Origin of the sequence: Muriventricola aceti (assembly GCF_025567565.1) — a bacterium.
GTDB lineage: Bacteria > Bacillota > Clostridia > Oscillospirales > Oscillospiraceae > Lawsonibacter > Lawsonibacter aceti.
Window position 1 is genome coordinate 90,689 of record NZ_JAOQKF010000004.1, and the last position, 23,457, is coordinate 114,145.

The window sequence follows — 23,457 nt, forward strand, 5'->3', positions numbered from 1 at the left end:
TCAGATCCCTCTCAGTATCGCTCTGGCCCAGTCCAGATCCTTCCGGCGGACATAGAGCTTATATTCCACCCAGGCCCCGTCGTTCATACCGAAGGTGCCGGTGCGGCCCCGGCTGCTGCCGCCGCACAGCCCCTCCCACATAGTGGGGCTGGTCAGATCCTTGCTCCGGTAGATATAGTCGAGCCCCGCCCCCTCCAGGGTGTCGCGCACCTGGTTAAAGCGGCTGAGGTCATAGGTCAGGAACAGCTCTGCGCGGTTGAAAATCGTAATCATGGACAAAGCCACCTTTCATCGCCGGGCAAAGACATCACATCTTCCTCAGACACGCCCGCACCAGACCGGAGAACTTTTCACGGGCCGTCTCGCCGGCCTCCAGCACCTCCTGCTCGCTGAGAGGCTGGTCCAGGATGCCGGCAGCCATATTGGACAGCAGAGTCAGGCCCAGCACCTCCATGCCACAGTGGCCGGCCACGATGACCTCCGGCGCGGTGGACATGCCCACGGCGTCGCCCCCCAGGACGCGGGCGGCCCGGACCTCTGCCGGGGTCTCATACTGAGGCCCGTAGCAGTAGAAGTAGACCCCCTCCCGCAGGGGAATGCCCAGCTCCTGGGCCGTCTGGCGGGCCAGCTCCTGGAGGCGGGGGGTGTACAGATGGGAGGCGTCGGGGAATCGGACCCCGAACTCGGGCAGATTTTCCCCCCGGAGGGGAGACTCGGAAAACATCTTGATGTGGTCGGTAATGAGCATCAGGTCCCCGGCCTGCCAGCTGGTGTTGACGCATCCGGCGGCATTGGTGACGATCAGGGTGTCACACCCCAGCAGGCGCAGCACCCGGACGGCGTAGGACACCTCCTCATAGGAGTAGCCCTCGTAGTGGTGCGTTCGGCCCTGCATGACCGCCACCCGCTGCCCCTCCAGAGTGCCGAAGACCAGCCGCCCCTTGTGTCCCGGCGCGGTGGATGCCTTAAAGTTGGGAATATCCAGGTAGTCGATGGCGACGGCACCCTCCACCTCGTCCCCCATATAGCCTAGACCGGAGCCCAACACCATGGCCACCTTGGGGATAAAGTCTCCAAGGCGGTCCCGGATCGCTTTGGCGCTGGCCCGGTATTGTTCCATCGTATAGCCCATGGCCCCCTCCTTACAGGGAGGCGCCGCAGCTGCGGCAGAACTTGTCCCCTTTACCGCAGGGCGCGCCGCAGGCGGGGCAGCTGCGGGACTGGCGCAGGTCGGCGATGCGGGATTTGACCTCCTCCACCTTGGCCGCGGTCTCATCGGCCTCGGCCAGCAGCTCTGTCACCGGGTCTCCCTCTGGGGTCTGGCCCCTGTGGGTGTCATACATCACCTGGCCCAGTCGGCGCAGGATGTCGTTGAAATCTCCGTTCAGATCGAAGAGCTGGACATTCAGCTTGGCCACGTCCACCATCTGGCCCGCCTTCTTACCCGCCACCCTGGCGGTGTCGGCGGCGGCGTCGGCGGCCACAGAGGCAGTGCCGCGGATCTTATCCAGCAGTTCCTTCACCTTGTCGTCCATACTATGCGCTCCTTTCCCGCATCTGTATTTCAGTTTCGTCAGAGGGGAGGAGGCCACTCTCCACCCGTGACAGTTCCCTGTTATTTTACACCAATCCCCCTGTGATTGCAACAAATCCCTGTGCAGCCGGCGGTTTTCCGTAAAAAATAGCCCGCCCGCGCCGGGCGCGGACGGGCTGAAGCCGATATTCCGTTACAGGGGACCGATCTTGGAAGGGGGCCACAGGCCGCACACCACCTTGCCCAGCACATAATCCTCGTCGATGGCGCCCAGGCGGGCATCCCGGCTGTCGGTAGACTTGTTCCGGTTATCTCCCATCACAAAGATAGAGCCCTCAGGCACCTCCCAGTGGGTCTGAACTCCCGTGGAGTCGTAGGCGGAGGGAGTATAGGGCACCCCCATAGGCTCTCTGATATAGGGCTCGTCCAGAGCCACCCCGTCCACATAGACCGTACTGGTGCCATAGTCGATATCCACGGTCTGACCGCCGGTGGCGATGACCCGCTTGACGATGGCCTTGCCCCCTAAAAACTCAGCCGTGGTCTTGTTGACAACCACGATATCCCCCTGCTGGGGCTGGTAGCCCAGGGACCAGACCAGCATCATCTCCCCGTGCTGCAGGGTGTTGTTCATAGACTCTCCATCCACCCGGGTCAGACGGCCCAAGCAGGTAAACAGCAGCACCGCGGCCAGGACACAGCCCATCAGCATCTGGAGCCACTCATACAGCTCCGACCCCAGAGGCCGCACCTCCTGGGGCTCCTCGTCCTTCTGGTCCAGGAACTGATCCATCTCTTCTGACAAAGGGTATCCCTCCTTCTGTATCACCGTGAAGCCCTGCTATTATAGCCGCTTTTCCATCCAAATTCAACTTATAATTCCAACCGGGTAACCGCAGACGTCCCCTCCAGGGCAGCCCCTTCCCGGCGCTGGCAGGTAAAGAGGAGGACCTGCTGCTCACGGGCCAGCTCCTCCAGCAGCTCCAGCGCCAGGACCATCCGCCTGTCGTCAAAGGCGGCCAAGGCGTCGTCCAGCAGGATGGGGGGCTTCTCAGGCAGACATAGGCCGCACACCGCCAGCCGCACCGACAGGTACAGTTGGTCCGCGGTCCCTCGGGACAGGAACAGCGCGTTTCTAGGCGACACATCTTCTATCCGGGCGGCAGCACCCTCCAGCTCCCGGTTCAGTGCCACCGACTGGTACCGCTGCCCGGTGAGCCGGGCCAGATACTGGCCGGACAGCCGGTTCAGCTCCGGGGAGAATCGCTGCTGGAGCTGGGCGTTGGCCTCTTTCAGCGCCTCCAGCGCAACAGCCAGGGCACGATATTCCTCCTGTCGGCGGTCCAGTTGGGCAGCCAGCTCCTCCCGACGGGCAGCCAGGGCCGCCGGATCGCCCACCGCCTTCCGCTGTCCCAGGGCCTGATTCAGGTCCTGGTCAGTCTGGGCCAGCCGGCGCTCCGTCTCCGCCAGGGCCCGCTCTGTTTCCTCCGGGGTCCGGGCGGGGGACTCCGCCTCCCCGACGGGTTCAGGCAGCCCGCCTCCCTGGGCCTCTAAGTCATCCAGACGGCGGCGGCGCTCCTCCACCCGCTCCCGCGCCAGGGACAGCTCGTGGTCCAGATTCAGCCCTCTGGACAGGGCGGCGGAGCAGCCGAACAGGTCGGTGACCTGGGGGGAGAAAGTGTGGACAAAGTCCAACAGGTCCGTCCGGCTGTTGTCCCGGCGGGCCTGCCGGTCGCTCAACGTTCCCCGGATGGTCCGAACCTGGCGGGCCGCCTCTTCCGCCGCCTGGCACCGCCGCCGGTAGTCCTGGGCCAGTTCCTCCAGCTCCTGGGGGGACTGCACCCGGTACCGCTCCAGCAGCTTGGCGCACCGGTCCTCCCAGGCCCGTCGGCCGGTGTGGTTGACAAACCCCGCCATCAAGGTAAGCAGAAAGATGAAGCCCCCGGCGTAGAGGGGATAGGACAGCAGTTGTCCCTCCCGGACCCCGCCGACCACACCGGCAATCAGGGCAAACAGCAGGCCCAGAGCAGGGAACAGCTTGGCCGCCATCCCCTTGACCCGCGCGGTGGCCAGGCCGGTGTTGTAGTCGGACAGGGCCTTCTGGACGGCCTGGACCCCCTCCTCCCAGGTCATGCCAGGAAAGCGGTCGTCCTGGGCCGCGATCTGTGCCTGGACATAGACCTCCTCCGCCTCCTTCCGGGCCGCCTCGCCCTGGCGCAGTTCCTCGTCCAGCACCTTCAAATATTGCAGCTCTCCCTGTGCCTTCTTCAGCAGGTCCTTGTCGGGCAGCGGGCCGTATTTGGCCGTCTCCCCCTCCAGGGTGGCCAGTTGGCTCCTGGCCGCCTCAAGCTCCTCCCTGGCCTGGGCAAAGCGCCGGTCCAGCTCTCGCTGGGCCAATCGGCGGTGGGTCGCCCGCTCGGCGGCCAGCAGGTCTCTACGGGCGGACAGGGCGGTCCGCTCCCCCTCCAGCAGGGCGATGCGGCCGGACAGCTCCTCCAACTGCTCCAGGGCCTGGTCCACCTCCCGCAGCTCTCCCTCCAGCCTGGGGATCAGCCCCACGCTTCGGTTGACCTTTCGGCGGTTGAGCCACTCCCGCAGCCTCCCCTCGGTCTGGGAGTAGGACACGTCCTCCTCCCCGGAGGACACCAGCGCGGCAATACGCCGCTCCAGCTCCGGGGCCGCTGTAACCGCCAGGTCTCCACCCGATCCAATGAAGGCCGACCGCTCAAAGACCTCCCGTCCCACACCGGTGAGCAGCTCGCCGCAGTTGGCGGCAGTCAGGCCGGGGACCGCCTCCTCCGTCCCGGTGTAGACGGCGGAAAAGGCCCCGAAGGGAGCGCTGCCCTTGGGACCCCGGCGGAGGGTGATGTCCCGGCCCTGCCACTCCAGGTCCATAGTCCCCTCCATGGGGGCGCCGGACCAGGGCTGATACCGGTTCTTGTCCGCCAAATACCCCTTTTTATCCCGGTCCCGGGTATCGATGCCATAGAGCATAGCCTTCCAAAAGGCGGCCCAGGTGGATTTGCCCCCCTCGTTGGGGGCATAGATCAGATTTAAGCCATCCCCCAGCTCCAGCCGGGCGTGGTCCAGCTTGCCGAAAGTGGCCGTCATGGATCTTATCTTCATAGGGACACATCCTCCCCGCCCTCCAGGGCGGCCAGGCCGAACCGGGCGGCCATCTGATAGGTCCGCTCCTCCGGCTCCTCTTGACATTTTGTCCACATGGCCCGGAGAAAGAGGCCAGTCAGGGTGTCCTCCTCCCGCCGTTTCCACAGGTCTGTGGGCAGTCTTGTCTGGTCCCGGAGGGTCAGGCCGTAAAACCGGGGGGCCAGTTCCCGCTCCAGCGCCGGCAGATTTGGGCTCTCTCCCTCGCCGGTGAGCAGAATGCGGTAAATGTGCTCGCTGGTGTCCTGGGGCAGGGCGGCCAGTACGGCCTCCAGCGGTTCCTTTCCCGTAACATCCACCGGCAGAATCTCATACCGGCGGCGGCCCAGGGGGAGGAGCTGGGCCTGGGCCCGGCCCTCCTCCAGCTCTACATAGAGCACGCCCTTCTGTCCCAGCTCGTCAAAGCCGCGGCCCTCCGGGCAGCCGGGATAGGCCCAGAAGGTCCGGCCCGCCCGCCGCAGGCCGCTCCCCTGGTGGATATGGCCCAGGGCCAGGTAGTCCAGGCCGCTGGTCTCGATCTCGGCGGGGGAGAGGGGCCCATACTCGCTCTGGGGCGCCGTGTCGCCGTGGACGCACATGATCTGCACACCCTTCCCCTCTGGGGCCCGGAAGCCGGCCAGCGGGCTGTCTGTCTGGCGGCTGTCATAAAAGGCCCGGCCCCAGACCGTGCAGCCCAACTGGGGCAGCTCTACCGCCTCCATCTGTGGGGAGGAGAAAATATGGACGTTTTCCGGCCAGTCCAGGGTGGCGTACACCGACCGGGGGGACCAGAAATCGTGGTTTCCCGGAGAGAGGAACACCGGGCAGGGGATGTCCCCCAGGGCCCGGGCCAGGGCCTGGGCCGTCTCCTGAAAGACCCGCTCCGAGTCCAGCAGATCTCCGGCCAGCAGCACCAGGTCGGCCGCCCTCTCCCGTGCCGCCTGGGCCATGCGGCCCAGCAGCTCCCTCTGCTCTCCCCGCCGCCGTGCCGCCTGGTCCGGGGAGAGGCCAGAAAAGGGGCTGTCCAGGTGGAAGTCAGCCCCATGGATTATTCTAATCATGATTATTCCTCCAGGTCCGCCCGGCGGACCTCCACGCACCGCTTCTTCTCCGTGTCGATGGTAAACAGGCAGGCGTTGAGCTTGCAGTTCCCCTCCGCCTCCTCATACCGCCGGGGCAGTCCTCCCAGGAACAGATTGATGGAGTGCTCCGGCCGTATGCCCAGCACGGACCGCTTGGGGCCTGTCATTCCAAGGTCGGTGACAAAGCCCGTGCCCTTGGGCAGGATCTGGCAGTCGGCGGTGGGCACATGGGTGTGGGTGCCCCAGACGGCCTGGACCCTCCCATCCAGATACCAGGCCATGGCCCCCTTCTCGCTGGTGGCCTCGGCGTGGAAGTCTACCAGGGCCAGGTCGTAGTCCTGCCCCCGGAGGAGGAAATTGGTGGCCTTAAAGGGGCTATCCAGGTTGGGGTTCAGCTCCACCCGGCCCATCAGGTTCAGGACAGCGACGCGCTGGCCCTGGCACTGGTATATCCCCATTCCCCGGCCCGGCACCCGGCCGGCGTAGTTGGCCGGACGGAGGATATGGGGGTCCTTGTCCAAAAATTCGCCGATCTGGATACGGTTCCAGGTGTGGTTGCCCAAGGTGATAACGTCGGCCCCCGCCTCCAGCATCCGCCGGGCCTGGGCGGGGGTGATGCCCACACCAGAGGCGTTCTCCCCATTGACCACGGCAAAGTGGGCCCCGGTGTCCTCCCGCAGCTCCCGCAGCCGGCGGGCCAGGATATCCTGGCCTCCCTCGCCCACCACATCCCCCACGGCCAGTATCTTCAACAGCATAACAAAGCCCCTCCTCCAAGTTGGTACCACTTCTATTCAAATGGATTATACCGTATCCCAGGCCGGTCCGCAACCACCGGAGGCAAAAGAAAGCGCCGCCCATGGAGGTCATGGGCGGCACGGAGGGCCTGATTGCGGGGCGGAGGGGCAGATCAATAGGCCAGCTTCTCCTCCAGCCAGCCCTTCAGCCCGCTGATGGGAACACGGACCTGCGCTCCCACACAAAGCTCGCTTTGTGTGGGGCCCCAAGGCAATTAAAATCCTCGGACGGAATGGATCCGCCCTCCGGAAATTCTCCCTGCGGTCGAATTTTTAAACCGCCGCTTCAGCAGGCGGCATGGAGCAGGTGGCGGCCGTCTGCTTAATAGGCCAGCTTCTCCTCCAGCCAGCCCTTCAGCTCGCTGATGGGAACACGGACCTGCTCCATGGTGTCCCGGTCCCGGATGGTAACGGCGTTGTCCGCCTCATCGGTGTCGCTGCCCACGGTCTGGAAGTCCACGGTGATGCAGTAGGGGGTGCCGATCTCGTCCTGCCGGCGGTAACGCTTGCCGATGGAGCCGGCGTCGTCGTAGTCCACCATGAAATACTTGGACAGCTCGGCCTGGATCTCCCGGCCCTTGTCGGCCAGCTTCTTGGACAGGGGAAGCACGGCGCACTTGAAGGGGGCCAGGGCAGGGTGGAGGCGCAGGACAGTGCGGACATCGTTCTTCTCGGCATCCACCACCTCCTCGTCATAGGCGTCCACCAGGAAGGCCAGTGTCACCCGGTCGGCGCCCAGGGAGGGCTCCACCACATAGGGGATATAGTGCTCGTTCTTCTCCTGGTCGAAGTAGGTCATGTCCTTGCCGGAGGTGTTCTGGTGGGCGGTCAGGTCGAAGTTGGTCCGGCTGGCCACGCCCCACAGCTCGCCCCAGCCGAAGGGGAATACGAACTCAAAGTCAGTGGTGGCGTTGGAGTAGTGGGACAGCTCCTCCGGGTCGTGGTCCCGCAGGCGTAAATTCTCATCCCTCATGCCCAGGTTCAACAGCCACTGATGGCAGAAGTCCTTCCAGTAGGCGAACCATTCCAGCTCGGTGCCGGGGGTGCAGAAGAACTCCAGCTCCATCTGCTCAAATTCACGGGTACGGAAGGTGAAGTTTCCGGGGGTGATCTCGTTGCGGAAGGACTTGCCCACCTGGCACACGCCGAAGGGCAGCTTCCGGCGGGTGGTGCGCTGGACGTTCTGGAAGTTGACAAAGATGCCCTGGGCGGTTTCGGGGCGGAGGTAGACGGTGTTTTTTGCGTCCTCGGTAACACCCTGGAAGGTCTTGAACATCAGGTTAAACTGGCGGATGTCGGTCCAGTTGTGCTTGCCGCAGGAGGGGCAGGGGATGTTGTGCTCCTCCACAAACTCCTTCATCTGGGCCTGGCTCATGGCGTCCACGCTGTGGCCCAGGTCAAAGCTGTTCTCCTGGCACCAATCCTCGATGACCTTGTCGGCGCGGAAGCGTTCCTTACACTCCTTGCAGTCCATCAGGGGGTCGGAGAAGCCGCCCACGTGGCCGGAGGCCACCCACACCTGGGGATTCATCAAAATGGCGGCGTCCAGGCCCACGTTGTAGGGGTTCTCCTGAACGAACTTCTTCCACCATGCCTTTTTCACATTGTTTTTCAGCTCCACACCCAGGGGACCGTAGTCCCAGGTGTTGGCCAGTCCGCCGTAGATCTCGCTGCCGGAGAAAATGAAGCCCCGGCCCTTACACAGGTTGACGATCTTCTCCATGGTCTTTTTGGTGTTTTTCATGGTAACTGCTCCTTTTCATCATACTGTTTGATTGGCTCAGAGCAAAAAAAGCGCCCCGAGCCCTTGGGGCTCAGGGCGAATATGTTACAAATATCCGCGGTTCCACCTGAATTCGTGTCTGGCTGACACGCGCTTCGTTCCCGGTAACGGCGGGGGGACCGGCGGGCCATTTCCTGCCCGCGCTCCAGAGGCGCCTTCCCTTCGCGGCTTTGGAGGATTTTCACCAGCCATCCTCTCTCTGAAGCCCCGCCGCTGGGTACTATTCTCTGTCCTTGCTTTGAAGCGTATTGTATGACAGTTTTTATCCGTTGTCAAGGGAATTTACGGTTTTTTCGCCCCGTCAGCCCCGTTTTTTTCCATCCGCTCCAGATGGGCCTTCAGGAGCAGATTGATATAGCTGGACAAAGAGCGGTCCTCTCTTTCAGCCAGACGCTTTGTCTGCTCCAGTACCGGGTCATCCAATGTAATACTGATTTTTGTTTTAAGCGGCTTCATACTTATCACCATATACGACTATACTATCAAATAGTATTTAATATTGACGAATCCTATCGAATCGCCTATAATCGTACTAAAAGAGGTGATGCATATGTATTCCAATGATTTTGAAGCCGCCTTCTCCTGCTTTTTAGAGCGGAGGGACTATGACGAGGCGGCGAACCAGATGTTCACCCTGGCCCGTCTGGCCTTTGCCGCTGGATGGCAGGCGGCGGGGGGGACCCCGCCTCAGGAGGAGCCCATCTTTACCCTCCTCCGCGGCGGCGCGGAAGATGGACAGCGTGAAGCGGCCTCTCAGCCGGAAATCGGTTGAGAGGCCGCTTATTTCACGCCGGACAAGTCCGGCTCTCTTCATTTGATCTCATAGTCTCGGCCGAACTGGAGCTCACCGAAGTTAATGCGGCTGCCCCGGACTGGGGGCAGATCCTCCTCATCTTCGTCCTCCGCCTCGCCGCCCGACACGGGGCCAAACTCGGCGGTATCCTCCAGATCCTCAGGCTCCTCCTCCGCCTCCTGGCGGGCCTTCAAATTCTCCGCCGTGGCCTCCAGCATGGCCTGGTTCAGCAATCGCTGAACATTGTCGTCTATCTCGGACACCGTTTCCTCCACCGGATCAGGGGCCGGCTGGGGCTGGGCGTCGGGACACATCTCGCCCAGCTGGTCCAAAAATTCCTCCTGCTTGGCGTGGATGGCCCGCAGCTTATCCACAAAGGCGGCGGTGGCGTTCTTGGCCTGCTGAAGCCGGAACTCCTCCGCCTCCACCTCCTTGGTAATGCTCTCCATACGCTGGCGCGCTTCGCCCTCCGCCTCGTGGATCAGGGCGGCACGCTTCTGCTCCGCCTCCCGGACCAGATCATCCGCCCGGCGCTGGGCGATCATAAAGGCCTGCCGCATGGCGTCCTCGGTGGCCCGGTACTCCTCCACCTTGTCGGCCAACACCTTCATCTTGCTTTTCAGCACGGCGTTCTCGCTGTACAGGGCGGAGTAATCCGCCGTCAGAATATCCAAAAATTCGTCCACCTGGGACATATTGTAGCCGTTGAAGGTGGCCTTTTGAAAGGCGCGCTCAGACACTTCCTGGGGCGTAAGCATAGTGTGATCCCTCCTAAAATCTTTCTACTGCCAAAAGGGAAGCGGGCCGACGGGTATGCCGGCCCTTCCAATTTACGGCGCTTGCCGCGCCGCCCCATCCGTGACGGGGCTTGGGCGGCGATCTCAGAAATATAGCCCGTTGTTCTCCAGTTCGTCGATCAGGTCGCCCAGGATATCCACGTTGTAAGGGGTGATGATATAGGTGGAGATGGCCACCTTTTTGATCTTGCCCTCGTTGGCGTAGGCCACGCCGGACAGGAAGTCCAGCAGGCGGCGGGCGATCTCCTTGTTGGTGGACTCCAGGTTCAGCACCACCGTTCGCTTCTCCCGCAGATGGTCGGCGATGGCGGAGGCGTCCTCAAACTTCTCCGGTTTGACCAGCACCACCTGGAGCTGGGTCGCCGCCCGGATGTTGACCACCTTGTTGCTCCGGCGCTCCTCCTCCTGGGAGGAGCCGTACAGGGTGTCCACATTCCGGGAGGACCGCTCCAACCGCTCGGGCCGCTCCCGGCGCTCTGCCCGTGGGGCGGGGGCGTCGAAGTCGTCAAAGCCATCAAAGTCGTCGTCGGGCTCCTCGTCCTCATAGGGGTGGGCCAAACGCTTAAATTCGTCAAAAAGTCCCATCACACGTTCCTCTTTTCTTCAGCGCGTCATTTGTGTATGTCCGTCCGGGGCGTGCCCATGGGAGGCCGGGGCCCAAACAGGGCGGTGCCCACCCGGACAAGAGTAGATCCCTCGGCGATGGCGTCGGCGTAGTCGCCGCTCATCCCCATGGACAGACAGTCTATACTAGCTTGATTATCCGACATTTTCTCCTTTATGTCAACAAAAAGCTGTCGCATGGCCTGAAAATATGGCCGGTTGGAACCAATTTCCAGTGAGACCGGAGGAATAGCCATCAGGCCCCGGAGCCGGACATGGGGAAGCTGGGCCGTCAGCCGGGCCAGCTCCTCCGCCTCCTGGGGGGAGCAGCCCCCCTTGCTCTCCTCGCCGGCGATGTTGACCTCCAGCAAGATGTCCTGGACGATGCCCAACTTCTCCGCCTGGCTGTGGATGGCCCGGAGCAGGCGCTCCGAGTCCACCGAATGGATGAGCTCCACCTTTCCCACCACCTGCTTGACCTTGTTGGTCTGGAGGTGGCCGATAAAGTGGACCCTTGCCCCCTCATAGGCCCCGGCCTCCAGGTGGGCGGTCAGCTCCTGAACCCGGTTTTCCCCGCACACCTGGACCCCGGCGGCAATAGCCGCCCGGATGGTTTCGTCCGTCTGTACCTTGGTGGCGGCGCACAGGGTGATCTCACCCGGCGTCCGGCCGGCGTCAGCCGCCGCCTGGGCGATTTTTGCCCGCACCGCCTGAATATTTTGTGCCAGCTCCATAAAATATGACCTTCTCTCTATCTCAAGGGATCTTCCCCTTTTAATCCTCTCTAGAATTGAAGCAGTTGGCCGTCAAACAGCCCGATGGCCTGGGTGATGACCTCGTCCCCGGCCCGCAGGGCATCGCTGCTGGTGGAAGTAGGCTTGACCACATAGTAGTCGCCGCCCTCCGTCACCACCTGGATGCCCTTAAACTCCGCCCGGCCGGCCACCAGCACATAGACGCCCAGCTTGCTGACCTCCCGCTCCTCGCCGGTCTCCTCATCTTTCTGGGTAGATTTTATCATGCGGACCGCCTCCTTGGGCACCCGCAGGCCGGAGAAGCTCTCAAAAATCAGCTCTGCCGTCTGATGGCGCAGCAGAGTGGTACGGGCCAGATACCGATCCGAGGAAAAGACCACCAGGGTCACCTCTCCCTCTGTGGGACCCACCTGCTCCACCCGCATGTCCACGTCCTGGGAGAAGTCCCCGGTAAACCGAAGGAGGGCCGTTCCCCCCTCCCGCAGCCGCTCCGCCGCCTCGTTGGGCAGGCTGGCGGCAAAGTACCACCGGTCGGAGGTGATAAGCTTGCCCACCGCGCCCTCGTCGGCGCTCTGGCTGTCCATCATGGCGGCCAGGGAGGAGGGGGTGAGCTGGAACACCGTTTCCGGGGTCAGCAAGCTCTCATAGCCGTCCACCAGGCTGGAGAACACGCCGGACCGGTCGGCGGTGATCCGGGTCGTGGCCCCGGAAGACTGCTTGTACAGAGCGGAACGCTGGCTCTTCAGGCTCTGGAGCTGGGCCGTCAAATCGGCGGAGGTGAGGCCGTCGCCGTAGGTATAGCCCCGCTTCAGGACGCCGCTCTTTACCTCCCGCACCTGATCCTCCAGATCGGCGTAGTCCCCCAGGGCCGTAGAGGCCCGCAGAGATACCACGGACTGGAGGATATCCTCATCCAGCCGGGCGGCCGACTCCACGTCGCCGCTCTGGGCGGCGGCATATTGGAGCAGCTCGATCTCCATGGACAGCCTGTCCAGCTCGGCCTGGTCGGCCTGGGCCTGGCTGTCCCGGTAGATGAGAGCCACGGTCTGGCCCACGCCCACCTTCTCTCCCTCGGTCCGGGTCACGTCCAGGATGCCGGCCTGACCGGACAGCGCCTTCTCCTCCCGGACCAGCAGGCCATCGGCCTCCACGCTGTCGTTGACCGTGTAGGAGTAGGCCAGAGTGGTGGTGAAGGGGTCGTTAAAGGTGTCAAAGACGTAGTAGCCAAAGTAGATGGCCAGCGCCCCGGCGATGAGGACCATCACCAGTGTGATGACAGATTGTCCTTGCTTCATGGGTATTCTCTCTTTCTGTACAGCGTGCCTGCCCCGGCGGAACCCCGGAGGCCCCGCAATTCACAGCCCTGGAGCCACTAGACCGCCCTTGGGACAGGCGGTGGTCATTCCAGCTCCCCCGGATCGCACAGGGGCACAGGCCGCTCCGGGACGATGGTGGAAATGGCGTGTTTATAAATGATCTGCTGCTTTTCCCATGGGGGGCAAGCCCCCATGGGGTCCCGTTTTTTTATATCCTCGGGGCAAATGAATTGCCCCTCCGGAAATTGCCGGCTCGGCCGGCAATTTTACGCGCTTCGCGCGGGTCGCTGGCGCTCCCGCGGCAAGCAGCAGATTAGTCTCCCTCCCCGGGCTCGCACAGGGGCACCGGCCGCTCCGGAACGATGGTGGAAATGGCGTGTTTATAAATGATCTGCTGCTTGCCATCGCTGGTCAGCACTACAGTAAAGGCGTCAAATCCGGTGACATAGCCCCGCATCTGAAAGCCGTTCATCAAAAACATGGTGACGGGCCGGCGGTCCCGGCGGACCTGGGTCAGGAAGATCTCTTGAAGGTTGTTGGTTTTCTGCATGATATGTAGCACTCCTTTTTTCTTTAAGGGGGAAATCAGATTTGTTTTCCACCCTTGAGTGCTTCCACTATATACCAAAATCTTCCAGATATCCTGTCGAAACCTGGAGGGCCTGGGCAAAATTTGGCTCAGAGTCCCAGGTGATCCATTTGGCCGCCCCGTTCCGGCGGAACCAGGTGAGCTGCCGCTTGGCGTACTGACGGGAGCGCAGCTGGATCTCCCTCGCGGCCCGGTCCACATCCCCGTCTCCCCGCAGGGCGGCGGCCATCTCCTTATAGCCGATGGCCTGCATGGCAGTGCACTTCTCCGGCACGCCGCTGTCCAGCAGGGAGCGGACCTCCTGTGCCAGCCCCCGTTCCATCATTTCGTCCACCCGGCGGTCGATGCGGGCCCACATATCCTCCCGGCGCTGAAAGGCCAGGGTGATGGTCAGGGCGTCATAGCGGGGGGGCAGGGCGAGGGTCTCCCTGTTGTGCTGGGTGATGGTCTTTCCCGTGGACAGATAGACCTCCAGGGCACGGACGATCCGCTTCTCATCGTTGGGGTGGAGGCGGGCGGCGGTATCCGGGTCCGCCCTGGCCAGCTCGTCCAGCAGGGCCTGGCCCCCCTCCCGCCGGACCCGCTCCTCCAGTTGGGCACGGAGGGCGCTGTCCGGGTCAAAGTGGGCGAAGGTCCGCCCGGAAAGCAGGGAGTCGATATACAGTCCGGTCCCTCCGGCCACGATGGGCAGACCGCCCCGGGCGAGGATGTCGTCCACACAGCGGGCGGCCATGTCCACATACCGGGCCACAGAGAAGTTTTCCTCCGGCTCGGCCACATCCAGCATATGGTGGGGCACACCCTCCATCTCCTCATGGGTGGGCTTGGCGGTGCCGATGTCCATGCGGCGGTAGATCTGCATGGAGTCGGCGGACACCACCTCGCCGCCCCGGGCCTTGGCCAGCGCCACCGCCAGCTTTGTCTTGCCGGAGGCGGTGGGGCCGCTGATGACTAAGATTTTTGGGGGCATAAGAGCCACCTCCGCTGTCAGTTACGTTGTCTTGGGCATAGGCCACATGGTCACCCCGTCCCGTGCCGCCCGGAGGAGCCCTAAAAACCCGTCCATTTGAGTATTAAAGCACCTGCTGCCCGCCTGTAAAAGGGCTTCCTTGTCCTCCGGGTCCATATAGAGGGTATCAGCGGCCATAGCCTCATTGATCCAGGGGGAGGCACCCCCTATTGTGCCGAACACATCGCCGGCATTGACTTCTATCCTATGCCAGCCCCCGCCCTGGGGGGCCTCTCCCACCTGGATGGAATCTTTTTCCCGCATAGCCAAAGCGTTGCGGAGGGCCAGATCTCCCAGCACCAGCTTGGTAAAGGCGGGGCTGTTGGTGGTGATGATCCGGCCACGGGTGGCCTCAGGATATCCAAACTCCATATCTCCGCCCACGAGACCCATCACGTTCTGAACCCCCGCCCCCACCACGCTCTTGGCCCGGATGTGTAACGTATACTCCCCATCCAGCCACACCATGGTCCGGGCCCTCAGCACGTCTCTGCTGCTCCCTCCGGTGAATTCCGTGTCAAACCAGACCAGAAGGGGGGTCTTTTCCCCCTCCGCCAGTACCAGATATCCGTCCCAGCAGGAGTCTCCGTTGCCGAAGAAATAGCCGCCCCGCTCCTGCTGGTAGCGCGCCAGATACCGATTCCATTCGATCGCCATGGATCTTCACCTCCAACCACCGGGGGCGGTCTGCCGCCCCTCGCTTTTCGACGCTCCGTTTCCTTATGGAAAGGGGGCTTCCACGCCGGGAGCCCTTTTTTGATTTCTCCTCGGGGGAAAATAGATTCCCCCCTGCGGCGGCTGCGCCTGTAAAATATTGCCCTATCAGGCTCTTTTGAACTGTTTTTCCAATTCCTTTTTCGTCAGCTCGATGGCTACCGGCCGACCGTGAGGGCAATATTTTACGCTGCCCTCCATGACCGCCTGGGCTACCCGCTCCAGCTCCTGAGGACTGGTCTTCCAGCCCCCCTTGATGGCCGCCTTGCAGGCCATGGTGTGGAGCAGCTCATCCCGGGCGGCGGCGGGGTCCGCCCCGCCCGTAGTCAGCAGCTTTTGGGCGATCTCCTCCAGGGTGGCGGGGATATCCTCCACCGCCACGTCAAAGGGGGCCTGACGGACCGCCAGGTCCTGCCCCAGCTGGTCCACCTCAAAGCCGAACTCCTCCAGCAGCGCCCCGTGGGCCAGCAGGACCTCCCGCTCCTGGGCGGACAGGCGGCAGATGGCGGGGGCCAGCAGGCTTTGGGCCATGGGGTCATAGCCCGACGCCTTCATCCGGTCAAAGTTCATCCGCTCATGGGCGGCGTGCTTGTCGATCAAATACACCGTGTCCCCCCGCTCCACGATGATATAGGTGTTGAGCACCTCCCCAGCCAAGCGCCAGCCCTCCTCCTGGGGGATAAGGGGGGTGTCCCCGGCGGAGGCGTCCCGCTCTTGACCAGGCCGCTCCTCCGCCACCGTCACTTGCGGCGGAGCCTCCTGATTCCTACGGGGCAGCTCCCCCTGCCCGGTGGAATCGCCCTTTGGCGGAATGGGGCTCCCTGTGGCACGGCCGGGCGCCTCCTCCCGCCTCGCCGGGGCGGCCGGGGTCAGGACGGCGGCCAGAGGGCTGGGGCTGAAGCGCCCAACGGGCTTCCTCTCTCTGGCGGGGGCGGCCGGCCGACCCTGGTAGCTGGTGTCATGGACCTGGACCACGCCGGACGGGACGCTCTCCCGGCGGGAGGGATGGGGTGGGGCGGGGGGCCTTTCCCCCTGCCGTCCCTCCGCCGCCCAGGACGGACCTCCGAGCCGGGTCTGGTTCGGCGTAACCGTGTCCTGGGGCCTCACCCCGGCCAGGACGGTGTTTTTCAGCTCCACCTGGGGGTGGGAGTGGTCGCTCTCCAGGGCGGAGAGGACCGCGTGGTATATGGCGGAAAATACCTGGCGCTCCTGGCCGAACTTCACCTCGGTCTTGGCGGGGTGGACGTTCACATCCACAGCGGACAGCTTTAACACCAGATGGAGGACACAGCCTGGAAATTTGCCCACCATCTTCTGGTTTTGATAGGCCTGCTCCAGGGCGGCGGCCATTAGCGGGCTTTTCACCTGGCGGCCGTTGACGAAAAAGAACTGCCAGCTCCGGCTGCCCCGACAGCAGGCGGGCATGGACACGAAGCCGGTCACAGTCATATCCTCGCCGCTTGCCTTCACCGGGCGGAAGCCCAGTGCCAGCTCCCGGCCCAGGACAGAATAGACGGCGGACTGGAGCTGTCCGTCACCGGGGGTGAGCAGCTCCTGCTTGCCGTCCCGGATAAATTTCACACTCACCTCCGGGTGGGACAGGGCCGCCCGCTGGACCACGGCAAAGACGGCCGCCCCCTCGGCGGCGTCCTTTTTCATGAATTTCAGCCGGGCGGGGGTGTTGTAGAACAGGTCCCGCACCACCATGGTGGTGCCCAGGGGGCAGCCCGCCTCCTCCACCTGTCCCGGTACTCCGCCCTCCAGGGCCAGGGAGGCCCCCAGAGGGGCGTCCGCTGTCCGGGTCATCACCTCCACACGGGACACGGCGGAGATGGCGGCCAGAGCCTCCCCCCGGAAACCCAGGGTGCCAATGGCCTCCAGGTCATACTCAGTGCGCAGCTTGCTGGTGGCGTGGCGGAGGAAGGCGGTTTTCAGCTCCCCGGCGGGGATGCCCTTCCCGTCGTCCGTCACCCGGAGGAAGGTCATTCCTCCGTGGGAGATCTCCACCGTGATGGCGGAGGCCCCAGCGTCGATGGCGTTCTCCATCAGCTCCTTGGCCACGCTGGCGGGCCGCTCTACGACTTCACCGGCGGCGATCAGGTCGGCAACATGGGGGTCTAACACTTGGATATTTGGCATGATATACCTCTTTTTCTGTTCTAAGCTGTGGGGCGTTCAGGCCGCTGTGCCTACAACACTGTGGCAACGCTGTCCGGATCCACCGCCGCCCGGCGCGGCTTTTTTGCGTCCAGATAAACAGTGACCGGTCCGGATCTGACCGGCTCCCGCCATATCAGGGGGCTTTGAACGGTGTACTCCCTTCCCTCCCATGTGTATCGGCACGAAACACTCCAGGGGGAATTCTTTCCCGGAAAATTGATCCAGTCATTTTCATTCCAGGTGATAAAAATGTGGCGCCGGATCTCCAGGATCTCTCCCGGAACAGGCTGTCCCTCCGTCAACAGGCGGATGCGGGCGGCTTTTTTACTCCGTGCCCACAGGTCGCACGCCCCTCCAACAGCCAGAATGACCAGTCCCATAGGGAGAAATCCCCGCGCCTCACCCGCTTTCATGGGCAGGTCTAATACATACCCCAGCAGGCCCAGCACAGAAAACAAAGTACCCAGAGCCATAAGTATTAAGGCCGCTATTTGGGATATGGAATCCGGGCTGTTTTTTCCGGCGTTTTTGCGGGACATGGTCAGCCCTCCTCCTGAAACAGCAGCTCTATCATCCGCTCCGGGGCCTCCAGAAACCGCCGTGTCAGCTGATAGTGCTCTGTATCTCGATAGTTCACCTGGGAGATCCCTGTTTCTGACAACTGATAGATACAGGCGCCGGGGTACGCCATCAGGATCGGGGAATGGGTGGCGATGAGAAACTGGGAGTCCCGTCCCACCAGATGGCGGATGTGGACCAGCAGAGTCATCAGCCGGGCAGGGGAGAGGGCGGCCTCCGGCTCGTCCAGTAGGTATAGGCCCTGGCCGCCAAAGCGGTGCTCCACCAGGGAGAGGAAGCTCTCCCCGTGGGACTGCCGGTGGAGGGACACCCCGCCGTAGCTGTCAATGACCCGTCCGCCCGGCCCCGGCTCCTCGTCCATCTCATCGATGTTGGTAGCCACGTTATAGAAGCTCTCCGCCCGAAGAAAAAAGCCGTCCCGTGGGTAGCTCCTTCGCCCCACCGTCAGATAGCGGTGCAGGGGAGAGTGGGTGTCACGGGTGGAAAAGCTGAAATTTCGGGTGCCTCCCTCGGCGTTGAAGCCACAGGCCACCGCAATGGCCTCCAACAGAGTGGATTTGCCCGTGCCGTTCTCCCCCACCAAAAAGGTGACGGGAGCGGGGAAGGTCAGGGGGTGGTCCCGGCCCCCCAGGGCCCGGACGGCCGGGAGGGCGGCAAGATAGCTGTCCGCCGGGACAGGCTGCTTTAAGTAGATACGGTCGATATAGCGGCGGTCCATGGCGCTCCCCTCACTGGGCCAGATCCTGCTTCAGCTCGGCCAACAGATTCAGCGCCTCGATGGGGGAGAGGACGTTCACATCGGTCATCCGCAGCTTCTTCAGCACGGTCTGGCCCCCCAGGTCGCCCAGGGAGATCTGCTCCTCAACCGATAGCTGTGTCCCGGCAGCGGGCTGGGGTACTCCTGCCTCCAATTCCTCCAGAATCTCCCTGGCCCGGCGCACCACCCGGTCGGGCACCCCGGCCAGCTTGGCCACCTCCACGCCGTAGCTCTGATCGGCCCCGCCCCGGACGATCTTCCGCAGAAAGATGACGTCAGAGCCCTTTTTCTTGGCGGCGATGTTGTAGTTCTTCACCCCTGGGATCTGGCCCTCCAGAGCGGTAAGCTCATGGTAGTGGGTGGCGAACAGGGTCTTGGCCCCCAGCCGCCTGGGGTCGGCGCAGTGCTCCAGCACCGCCCGGGCGATGGCCATGCCGTCATAGGTGGAGGTGCCCCGGCCGATCTCGTCCAGGATCAGCAGGGATCGCCGGGTGGCGTTTTTCAGCAGGGCGGCCACTTCGGTCATCTCTACCATAAAGGTGGACTGGCCGGCGGACAGGTCGTCGCTGGCTCCGATGCGGGTAAACACCCGGTCCACCACCCCGATATGGGCCGACTTGGCTGGGACGAAGGAGCCCATCTGGGCCATGAGGACAATGAGGGCCACCTGGCGCATATAGGTGGACTTGCCCGCCATGTTCGGGCCGGTAATGATGGCGCACATATCCTGGCCGCAGTCCATGTGGGTATCGTTGGGGACAAAGAGGGCATTTTTCAACACCTTTTCCACAACGGGGTGGCGGCCCTCCACAATGGTCAGAGAGTTGGAGGCGTCCACCTGAGGCATACAGTAGCCGTTGGCGGCGGCCACGGCGGCAAAGGAGTTGAGCACGTCCACCTGGGCCACGGCGGCGGCGGACTTCTGCACCCGGTGGACCTGGGCGCACACGGTCTGCTTTAATTGGCAGAAGATCTGGTACTCCAGGGCGGTCACCTTATCCTGAGCGGACAGGATGGCGTGCTCCAGCTCCTTCAGCTCCTGGGAGATGTACCGCTCGGCGTTCACCGTAGTCTGCTTCCGGGCCCACTCAGGGGGCACCAGGTCGATCTGGGACTTGGCCACCTCGATGTAATAGCCAAAGACCTTGTTGCTCTTGATCTTCATGTTCTTGATGCCCGTCTGCTCCTTGGTCCGGGCCTCCAGCTGGGCCAGCAGCTCGGCGGAGTGCTCCAGCAGGTTGCGCTGCTCGTCCACCTCCGGATCATAGCCATCCCGGATAAAGCCGCCCTCCCGGACGGAGAAGGGGGGCTCGTCCACCAGGGCCCGGTCCAGCAGGTCCCGGACCTCGGGCAGGTCGTCCAGCTCCTCCCGGAGGGACTGGAGCAGGGCGGAGGGACAGTGGCCCAGCAGTTCCCGAATACGGGGCAGTCGGGCCAGGCCGCCCGACAGGGCCACCAGGTCCCTCCCGCCGGCGGAGCCATAGACCACCCGGCCGATGAGCCGCTCCAGGTCGGTGACTTCCCGCAGGGTGAGGGCCAGCTCCTCCCGGGTGATGATGTCCTCCACCAGGTCGGACACGGCCTGCTGCCGCCGGCCGATCTGGACTGGGGAGAGGAGGGGCCGCTCCATCCAGCCCCGGAGCAGGCGGCCGCCCATAGCGGTCTTTGTCTTGTCCAGCACCCACAGCAGGGAGCCCTTCTTGTCCTTGGACCGGAGGGTGGAGGTGAGCTCCAGGGTCTGCCGGGCGGTCAGGTCCAGCTCCATGAACTGCTCGGCGGTGTAGTAGGTAAAGTTGGCGATGTGGGACAGGTCTGTCTTCTGGGTCTCGTAGAGATAGGTCAGCAGGCCGCCGGCGGCCTGGACCGCCCCCTCGTCCCCCCGAGGCAGGGTGTCCAGCCCGGCCTTAAACTGCTTTTCCACCAGGGGACGGGCGGCGTCCAGGCGGAACCTGGCCTCCCCACCGTTCTCACAGGGGCAGTCCAGCCGCTCCCGCAGGAAGGGGACCAGGCCGTCAAGCTGAAACGCCCCGTCGGACAGCACCGCCTCGGCGGGGTGAAATCTACCCAGCTCGTTCTCCAGGTGGTCCAGGGCCTCCGCTCCGGCGGGGAAAGAGGTGGCGTACACCTCGCCGGTGGAGATGTCGCACAGGCACAGGCCAAAGGCGGCCGAGTCGGCGTAGACGGCGCAGATGTAGTTGTTTTTCCCCTCCTCCAGCATGGAGGAGGCGATGACGGTGCCCGGAGTGATAACCCGGATGATCTCTCGGTCTACCAGGCCCTTGGCCAGAGCCGGGTCCTCGGTCTGCTCGCAGATGGCCACCTTGTAGCCCTTGGCGATGAGCCGGGCGATATAGCTGTCACAGGAGTGATAGGGGACCCCGCACATGGGGGTGCGCTCCTCCGGGGGCTTGTTCCGGTCCCGGGTGGTCAGCGTCAGGTCCAGCTCCTTGGACACCAGCTTGGCGTCCTCGTTGAACATCTCGTAGAAGTCGCCCAGCCGGAAAAACAGGATGGAGTCCGGGTTCTGGGCCTTGATATCCAGGTATTGCTGCATCATGGGGGTGGTTTCTGCCGGCATAGGGGGCACCTACTTTCTTCTCTCTCTACTCAATCAGCTCCCCAAACAGGGACCACTTGTTGGCGTCGGTGATCTTCACATCCCGGAACTGGCCCAGGGCGGATCTGCCGCCCACCACTCGGACCAGGCGGTTTCCGGGGGTGCGGGCGGTAAGGTCGTACCGCTCGTCGTCGGACAGTCCGTCCAGCAGACAGCGCACGGTCCTGCCGACATAGGCCCGGTGCTTCTCCTCGGAGATGGCGTCCTGAAGGGCGGTCAGCCGGTTGAAGTTGACCAGCTTCTCCTCCCGGGGCATGGGATCGTCCATGTTGGCCGCCGGGGTCCCCACCCGGGGGGAAAAAATGAAGGTGAACAGGGCGTCAAAGCGGACCTCCTCCAGCACCTTCAAGGTGTCCTCAAACTCCTCGGTGGTCTCCCCAGGGAAGCCCACGATGATGTCGGAGGTCAGTACGATATCGGGAATCAGGGACTTTAGGTCCCGAATCTTTTCTAAATACTGCTCTCTGGTATGCCTCCGGTTCATCACCTTCAGCACCCGGTCATTTCCCGCCTGGAAGGGCAGGTGGAGGACGGGGGCCACCTTCTCACACCGAGCCATGGTTTCAAACAGCTTGTGGGTGGCGTCCTTGGGGTGAGAGGTCATGAAGCGGATGAGAAACTCCCCAGGGATAGCGTTGACCCGCTCCAGCAGGTCGGCGAAATCCATCGGTTCCTCCAAATCCTTGCCGTAGGAGTTCACATTCTGACCCAGCAGGGTGATGTCCTTATAGCCCTCCCGCGCCAGCTCCTCCACCTCCCGTAGGATATCCTCCGGCCTCCGGGACCGCTCCCGCCCCCTGACATATGGCACAATACAGTAGGAGCAGAAGTTGTTGCACCCGTACATGATGGACACCCATGCCTTCACCTTATCCTGGCGGACTACCGGAATGCCCTCAGCGATGGAACCCGCCTCGTCGGCGTTGGAGAAGATGCGGCCCCGCTGGGTCAGCAGGGTGTATATCATCTCTGGAAACTTCCACAGTGCGTGGGGGCCAAAGACCAGGTCCACATGGCGGTAGGACTGGCGTATCTTTTCAGCCACATGAGGCTCCTGCATCATACAGCCGCACAGGCAGATCAGCTGCTCCGGGTGGCGGCGCTTCACATGGACCAGCGCGCCCACGTTGCCCAGCACCCGCTGCTCGGCGTGTTCCCGGATGGCGCAGGTGTTGATGACGATGATCCGGGCCCGCTCCTCGTCGTCCGTAAAGCCGAAGCCCATCTTTTTCAGATAGCCCCGAATGCGCTCGCTGTCCGCCTCGTTCTGCTGGCAGCCATAGGTGTCCACAAAGGCCAGAGGCCGCTCCGGCCACTGGGCGGTGACGGCGGCGACCTGTTCGCAGTACCAAAGCTGGCGCTCTACGTCGCCCTGGGGGATGATCGTAGTGGTCTTTTCCATGTTGTTCCTCCCGATACAGGGGTATTTGCCGCCCTGTTTCGGGCGCACATACTGAATCATTATATTATAGCATTTATTGAGCGGAAACACAAGAAGGAGGGGGCGCCGATCTGGCGCCCCCTCTCAGGCCTTTCGACAAAGTCAACAGGCCCTCTCCAAAACGCAAACATTTCTTTCGAAGACCTGCAGCCTGCTGCGTCGCACTCGCTGTGCTCGCACACTTGCAGGCTGAGAAGTGTTTTTTCCAGGCGCATATCCTCGGAAAAACAAATTTCATTCTGTCGTCTGCGGACGATGGAACTCCGCGAGGCTCTTACACAAAATTTGGGGTATTTCTACTTTTTCGACGAGCTGCCTGCTTTTTTATATCGGTCTATTCCGGCAGCATCGCGCTGCTTAGGATATAGAACTCCTCTTGGCAGGGCAGTTCCTTTTTCTCCAGGGGCTCCAGGGTGTCGTCATAGGCCAGGGCCTCCTCCTCGCTAAACTCAAAGACGGGACTCTGGCGGTACACCCACTTCCTGCCGTCCAGGGAGCCGGGGACCAGCTCCTTTACCAGCATGGCCGCCGGGAAGGAGCCGTTCTCCAGGCAGACGTTGTACCTCTTGCAGCTCTTAAAGCCCCGGCTCACATAGTTGCCCGGTGCGCCGAAGATTACAATGGTGTCGTAGCCCATCTCCACCGCCTTTTGGAAGGATGCCTCCATCAGCCTCTTTCCGTACCCCATGCGCTGATACTCCGGCAAAACGCATACCGGACCAAAGGTGAGGATCTCCCGCTCCTTCCCACGCTCGTCCACCAAGTGGGCTCTGGTGTACATGATCGCTCCGATGACCTGTCCCTCCAGCTCCAGCACTAGGTCCAGCTCCTGAATAAAGTCCGGGTGGGAGCGCATGATGTGGACTAGGTAGTGCTCCGCGGCTCCGGGAATATACAAGTTATAAAAGGCCCGCCTGACGATCTCCTCTACCCTGGGCCGGTCGTCCTCTGTTTCCCTCCGGATAATAATGTCTTTTCTCATAGATG

At 62.9% G+C, this 23,457-nt stretch carries 24 protein-coding genes and 1 other annotated feature; of the genes, 1 reads left to right on the top strand and 23 read right to left on the bottom strand.

The features are described 5' to 3' along the window. From OCV64_RS05775 to OCV64_RS05815, 9 genes are all read right to left on the bottom strand, one after another. Positions 1 to 273 carry a hypothetical protein gene (locus OCV64_RS05775; protein WP_186852927.1) on the bottom strand — a complete coding sequence of 91 codons (273 nt, stop codon included), beginning with the start codon at positions 271 to 273 and terminating at the stop codon, positions 1 to 3. Between the two features lie 34 nt (positions 274 to 307). Next, positions 308 to 1,132: a purine-nucleoside phosphorylase gene (locus tag OCV64_RS05780; RefSeq protein ID WP_262669534.1), complete on the bottom strand. Its 825-nt coding sequence runs from the start codon at positions 1,130 to 1,132 to the stop codon at positions 308 to 310. Positions 1,133 to 1,142: 10 nt separating this feature from the next. Continuing rightward, positions 1,143 to 1,535, bottom strand: coding sequence for a zinc ribbon domain-containing protein (locus OCV64_RS05785; protein WP_147572468.1), 393 nt, complete (start codon positions 1,533 to 1,535; stop codon positions 1,143 to 1,145). Positions 1,536 to 1,727: 192 nt separating this feature from the next. Further along, a complete protein-coding gene (lepB, locus tag OCV64_RS05790; RefSeq protein ID WP_240286383.1) occupies positions 1,728 to 2,339 on the bottom strand; it encodes a signal peptidase I in 612 nt (203 codons plus the stop codon). 68 nt (positions 2,340 to 2,407) lie between these two features. Then, positions 2,408 to 4,660, bottom strand: coding sequence for an ATP-binding protein (locus OCV64_RS05795; protein ID WP_262669535.1), 2,253 nt, complete (start codon positions 4,658 to 4,660; stop codon positions 2,408 to 2,410). Further along, on the bottom strand, positions 4,657 to 5,739 hold the full coding sequence (locus OCV64_RS05800) for a metallophosphoesterase family protein (RefSeq protein WP_262669536.1): 1,083 nt from the start codon (positions 5,737 to 5,739) through the stop codon (positions 4,657 to 4,659). The genes OCV64_RS05795 and OCV64_RS05800 overlap by 4 nt, the downstream gene beginning before the upstream one ends. 2 nt (positions 5,740 to 5,741) lie before the next feature. Beyond that, positions 5,742 to 6,518, bottom strand: a complete 777-nt coding sequence (locus OCV64_RS05805) for a TIGR00282 family metallophosphoesterase (protein WP_147572471.1) — start codon at positions 6,516 to 6,518, stop codon at positions 5,742 to 5,744. 361 nt (positions 6,519 to 6,879) lie between these two features. Beyond that, on the bottom strand, positions 6,880 to 8,301 hold the full coding sequence (locus OCV64_RS05810; protein ID WP_262669537.1) for a glycine--tRNA ligase: 1,422 nt from the start codon (positions 8,299 to 8,301) through the stop codon (positions 6,880 to 6,882). Between the two features lie 68 nt (positions 8,302 to 8,369). Next, positions 8,370 to 8,583 (bottom strand) — a binding site (T-box leader). A 39-nt stretch (positions 8,584 to 8,622) separates the two neighbouring features. Then, positions 8,623 to 8,796 (bottom strand): ribbon-helix-helix domain-containing protein, encoded by a 174-nt coding sequence (locus OCV64_RS05815; RefSeq protein ID WP_240286377.1) that lies wholly within the window; start codon positions 8,794 to 8,796, stop codon positions 8,623 to 8,625. A gap of 94 nt (positions 8,797 to 8,890) precedes the next feature. On the opposite strand from OCV64_RS05815, the gene OCV64_RS05820 reads away from it, so the two are divergent. After that, a complete protein-coding gene (locus OCV64_RS05820; protein WP_147572474.1) occupies positions 8,891 to 9,112 on the top strand; it encodes a hypothetical protein in 222 nt (73 codons plus the stop codon). A gap of 38 nt (positions 9,113 to 9,150) precedes the next feature. Here the strand turns inward: OCV64_RS05820 and OCV64_RS05825 are convergent, their stop codons facing one another. From OCV64_RS05825 to OCV64_RS05885, 14 genes are all read right to left on the bottom strand, one after another. Next, positions 9,151 to 9,891 (bottom strand): DivIVA domain-containing protein, encoded by a 741-nt coding sequence (locus OCV64_RS05825; RefSeq protein WP_147572475.1) that lies wholly within the window; start codon positions 9,889 to 9,891, stop codon positions 9,151 to 9,153. Positions 9,892 to 10,014: 123 nt separating this feature from the next. Next, the gene (locus OCV64_RS05830; RefSeq protein ID WP_147572476.1) at positions 10,015 to 10,515 is read right to left on the bottom strand and encodes a cell division protein SepF; all 501 of its coding nucleotides are present in this window, start codon (positions 10,513 to 10,515) and stop codon (positions 10,015 to 10,017) included. 26 nt (positions 10,516 to 10,541) lie between these two features. Continuing rightward, positions 10,542 to 11,267, bottom strand: coding sequence for a YggS family pyridoxal phosphate-dependent enzyme (locus OCV64_RS05835; RefSeq protein WP_262669538.1), 726 nt, complete (start codon positions 11,265 to 11,267; stop codon positions 10,542 to 10,544). A gap of 50 nt (positions 11,268 to 11,317) precedes the next feature. Continuing rightward, entirely contained in the window at positions 11,318 to 12,583 is a 1,266-nt protein-coding gene (locus tag OCV64_RS05840) for an HlyD family efflux transporter periplasmic adaptor subunit (protein WP_262669539.1), read from the bottom strand. Between the two features lie 104 nt (positions 12,584 to 12,687). Next, positions 12,688 to 12,798: an RNA chaperone Hfq gene (locus tag OCV64_RS16165; protein ID WP_147572479.1), complete on the bottom strand. Its 111-nt coding sequence runs from the start codon at positions 12,796 to 12,798 to the stop codon at positions 12,688 to 12,690. Positions 12,799 to 12,917: 119 nt separating this feature from the next. Further along, positions 12,918 to 13,154 carry an RNA chaperone Hfq gene (hfq, locus tag OCV64_RS05845; RefSeq protein WP_147572480.1) on the bottom strand — a complete coding sequence of 79 codons (237 nt, stop codon included), beginning with the start codon at positions 13,152 to 13,154 and terminating at the stop codon, positions 12,918 to 12,920. A 67-nt stretch (positions 13,155 to 13,221) separates the two neighbouring features. Then, a complete protein-coding gene (gene miaA / locus OCV64_RS05850) occupies positions 13,222 to 14,163 on the bottom strand; it encodes a tRNA (adenosine(37)-N6)-dimethylallyltransferase MiaA (RefSeq protein WP_147572481.1) in 942 nt (313 codons plus the stop codon). 21 nt (positions 14,164 to 14,184) lie between these two features. Next, positions 14,185 to 14,859 (bottom strand): hypothetical protein, encoded by a 675-nt coding sequence (locus tag OCV64_RS05855; RefSeq protein ID WP_240286369.1) that lies wholly within the window; start codon positions 14,857 to 14,859, stop codon positions 14,185 to 14,187. Positions 14,860 to 15,024: 165 nt separating this feature from the next. Then, the gene (mutL, locus tag OCV64_RS05860) at positions 15,025 to 17,055 is read right to left on the bottom strand and encodes a DNA mismatch repair endonuclease MutL (protein ID WP_262669540.1); all 2,031 of its coding nucleotides are present in this window, start codon (positions 17,053 to 17,055) and stop codon (positions 15,025 to 15,027) included. Positions 17,056 to 17,105: 50 nt separating this feature from the next. Next, complete coding sequence (locus OCV64_RS05865) at positions 17,106 to 17,615, bottom strand: DUF3592 domain-containing protein (RefSeq protein WP_147572485.1); 510 nt, start codon at positions 17,613 to 17,615, stop codon at positions 17,106 to 17,108. A gap of 2 nt (positions 17,616 to 17,617) precedes the next feature. Then, positions 17,618 to 18,373, bottom strand: coding sequence for an AAA family ATPase (locus tag OCV64_RS05870; RefSeq protein WP_262669541.1), 756 nt, complete (start codon positions 18,371 to 18,373; stop codon positions 17,618 to 17,620). Positions 18,374 to 18,383: 10 nt separating this feature from the next. Beyond that, complete coding sequence (gene mutS, locus OCV64_RS05875; protein WP_262669542.1) at positions 18,384 to 20,990, bottom strand: DNA mismatch repair protein MutS; 2,607 nt, start codon at positions 20,988 to 20,990, stop codon at positions 18,384 to 18,386. Between the two features lie 25 nt (positions 20,991 to 21,015). After that, positions 21,016 to 22,431: a tRNA (N6-isopentenyl adenosine(37)-C2)-methylthiotransferase MiaB gene (miaB, locus tag OCV64_RS05880; protein WP_262669543.1), complete on the bottom strand. Its 1,416-nt coding sequence runs from the start codon at positions 22,429 to 22,431 to the stop codon at positions 21,016 to 21,018. Between the two features lie 373 nt (positions 22,432 to 22,804). Continuing rightward, positions 22,805 to 23,452, bottom strand: coding sequence for a GNAT family N-acetyltransferase (locus OCV64_RS05885; protein WP_186852938.1), 648 nt, complete (start codon positions 23,450 to 23,452; stop codon positions 22,805 to 22,807). Positions 23,453 to 23,457 lie beyond the last annotated feature (5 nt).

What these genes read in the sequence shown, in the direction of transcription:
- OCV64_RS05815 (WP_240286377.1), bottom strand. Translation starts at nt 8,796, where the DNA reads ATGAAGCCGCTTAAAACAAAAATCAGTATTACATTGGATGACCCGGTA.
- OCV64_RS05825 (WP_147572475.1), bottom strand. Translation starts at nt 9,891, where the DNA reads ATGCTTACGCCCCAGGAAGTGTCTGAGCGCGCCTTTCAAAAGGCCACC.
- OCV64_RS05870 (WP_262669541.1), bottom strand. Translation starts at nt 18,373, where the DNA reads ATGGACCGCCGCTATATCGACCGTATCTACTTAAAGCAGCCTGTCCCG.
- mutL (WP_262669540.1), bottom strand. Translation starts at nt 17,055, where the DNA reads ATGCCAAATATCCAAGTGTTAGACCCCCATGTTGCCGACCTGATCGCC.
- OCV64_RS05795 (WP_262669535.1), bottom strand. Translation starts at nt 4,660, where the DNA reads ATGAAGATAAGATCCATGACGGCCACTTTCGGCAAGCTGGACCACGCC.
- OCV64_RS05800 (WP_262669536.1), bottom strand. Translation starts at nt 5,739, where the DNA reads ATGATTAGAATAATCCATGGGGCTGACTTCCACCTGGACAGCCCCTTT.
- miaB (WP_262669543.1), bottom strand. Translation starts at nt 22,431, where the DNA reads ATGGAAAAGACCACTACGATCATCCCCCAGGGCGACGTAGAGCGCCAG.
- OCV64_RS05785 (WP_147572468.1), bottom strand. Translation starts at nt 1,535, where the DNA reads ATGGACGACAAGGTGAAGGAACTGCTGGATAAGATCCGCGGCACTGCC.
- OCV64_RS05830 (WP_147572476.1), bottom strand. Translation starts at nt 10,515, where the DNA reads ATGGGACTTTTTGACGAATTTAAGCGTTTGGCCCACCCCTATGAGGAC.
- OCV64_RS05840 (WP_262669539.1), bottom strand. Translation starts at nt 12,583, where the DNA reads ATGAAGCAAGGACAATCTGTCATCACACTGGTGATGGTCCTCATCGCC.
- hfq (WP_147572480.1), bottom strand. Translation starts at nt 13,154, where the DNA reads ATGCAGAAAACCAACAACCTTCAAGAGATCTTCCTGACCCAGGTCCGC.
- mutS (WP_262669542.1), bottom strand. Translation starts at nt 20,990, where the DNA reads ATGCCGGCAGAAACCACCCCCATGATGCAGCAATACCTGGATATCAAG.
- OCV64_RS05775 (WP_186852927.1), bottom strand. Translation starts at nt 273, where the DNA reads ATGATTACGATTTTCAACCGCGCAGAGCTGTTCCTGACCTATGACCTC.
- OCV64_RS05865 (WP_147572485.1), bottom strand. Translation starts at nt 17,615, where the DNA reads ATGTCCCGCAAAAACGCCGGAAAAAACAGCCCGGATTCCATATCCCAA.
- miaA (WP_147572481.1), bottom strand. Translation starts at nt 14,163, where the DNA reads ATGCCCCCAAAAATCTTAGTCATCAGCGGCCCCACCGCCTCCGGCAAG.
- OCV64_RS05810 (WP_262669537.1), bottom strand. Translation starts at nt 8,301, where the DNA reads ATGAAAAACACCAAAAAGACCATGGAGAAGATCGTCAACCTGTGTAAG.
- OCV64_RS05805 (WP_147572471.1), bottom strand. Translation starts at nt 6,518, where the DNA reads ATGCTGTTGAAGATACTGGCCGTGGGGGATGTGGTGGGCGAGGGAGGC.
- OCV64_RS05820 (WP_147572474.1), top strand. Translation starts at nt 8,891, where the DNA reads ATGTATTCCAATGATTTTGAAGCCGCCTTCTCCTGCTTTTTAGAGCGG.
- OCV64_RS05855 (WP_240286369.1), bottom strand. Translation starts at nt 14,859, where the DNA reads ATGGCGATCGAATGGAATCGGTATCTGGCGCGCTACCAGCAGGAGCGG.
- OCV64_RS05885 (WP_186852938.1), bottom strand. Translation starts at nt 23,452, where the DNA reads ATGAGAAAAGACATTATTATCCGGAGGGAAACAGAGGACGACCGGCCC.
- OCV64_RS16165 (WP_147572479.1), bottom strand. Translation starts at nt 12,798, where the DNA reads ATGGGGGCTTGCCCCCCATGGGAAAAGCAGCAGATCATTTATAAACAC.
- OCV64_RS05835 (WP_262669538.1), bottom strand. Translation starts at nt 11,267, where the DNA reads ATGGAGCTGGCACAAAATATTCAGGCGGTGCGGGCAAAAATCGCCCAG.
- OCV64_RS05780 (WP_262669534.1), bottom strand. Translation starts at nt 1,132, where the DNA reads ATGGGCTATACGATGGAACAATACCGGGCCAGCGCCAAAGCGATCCGG.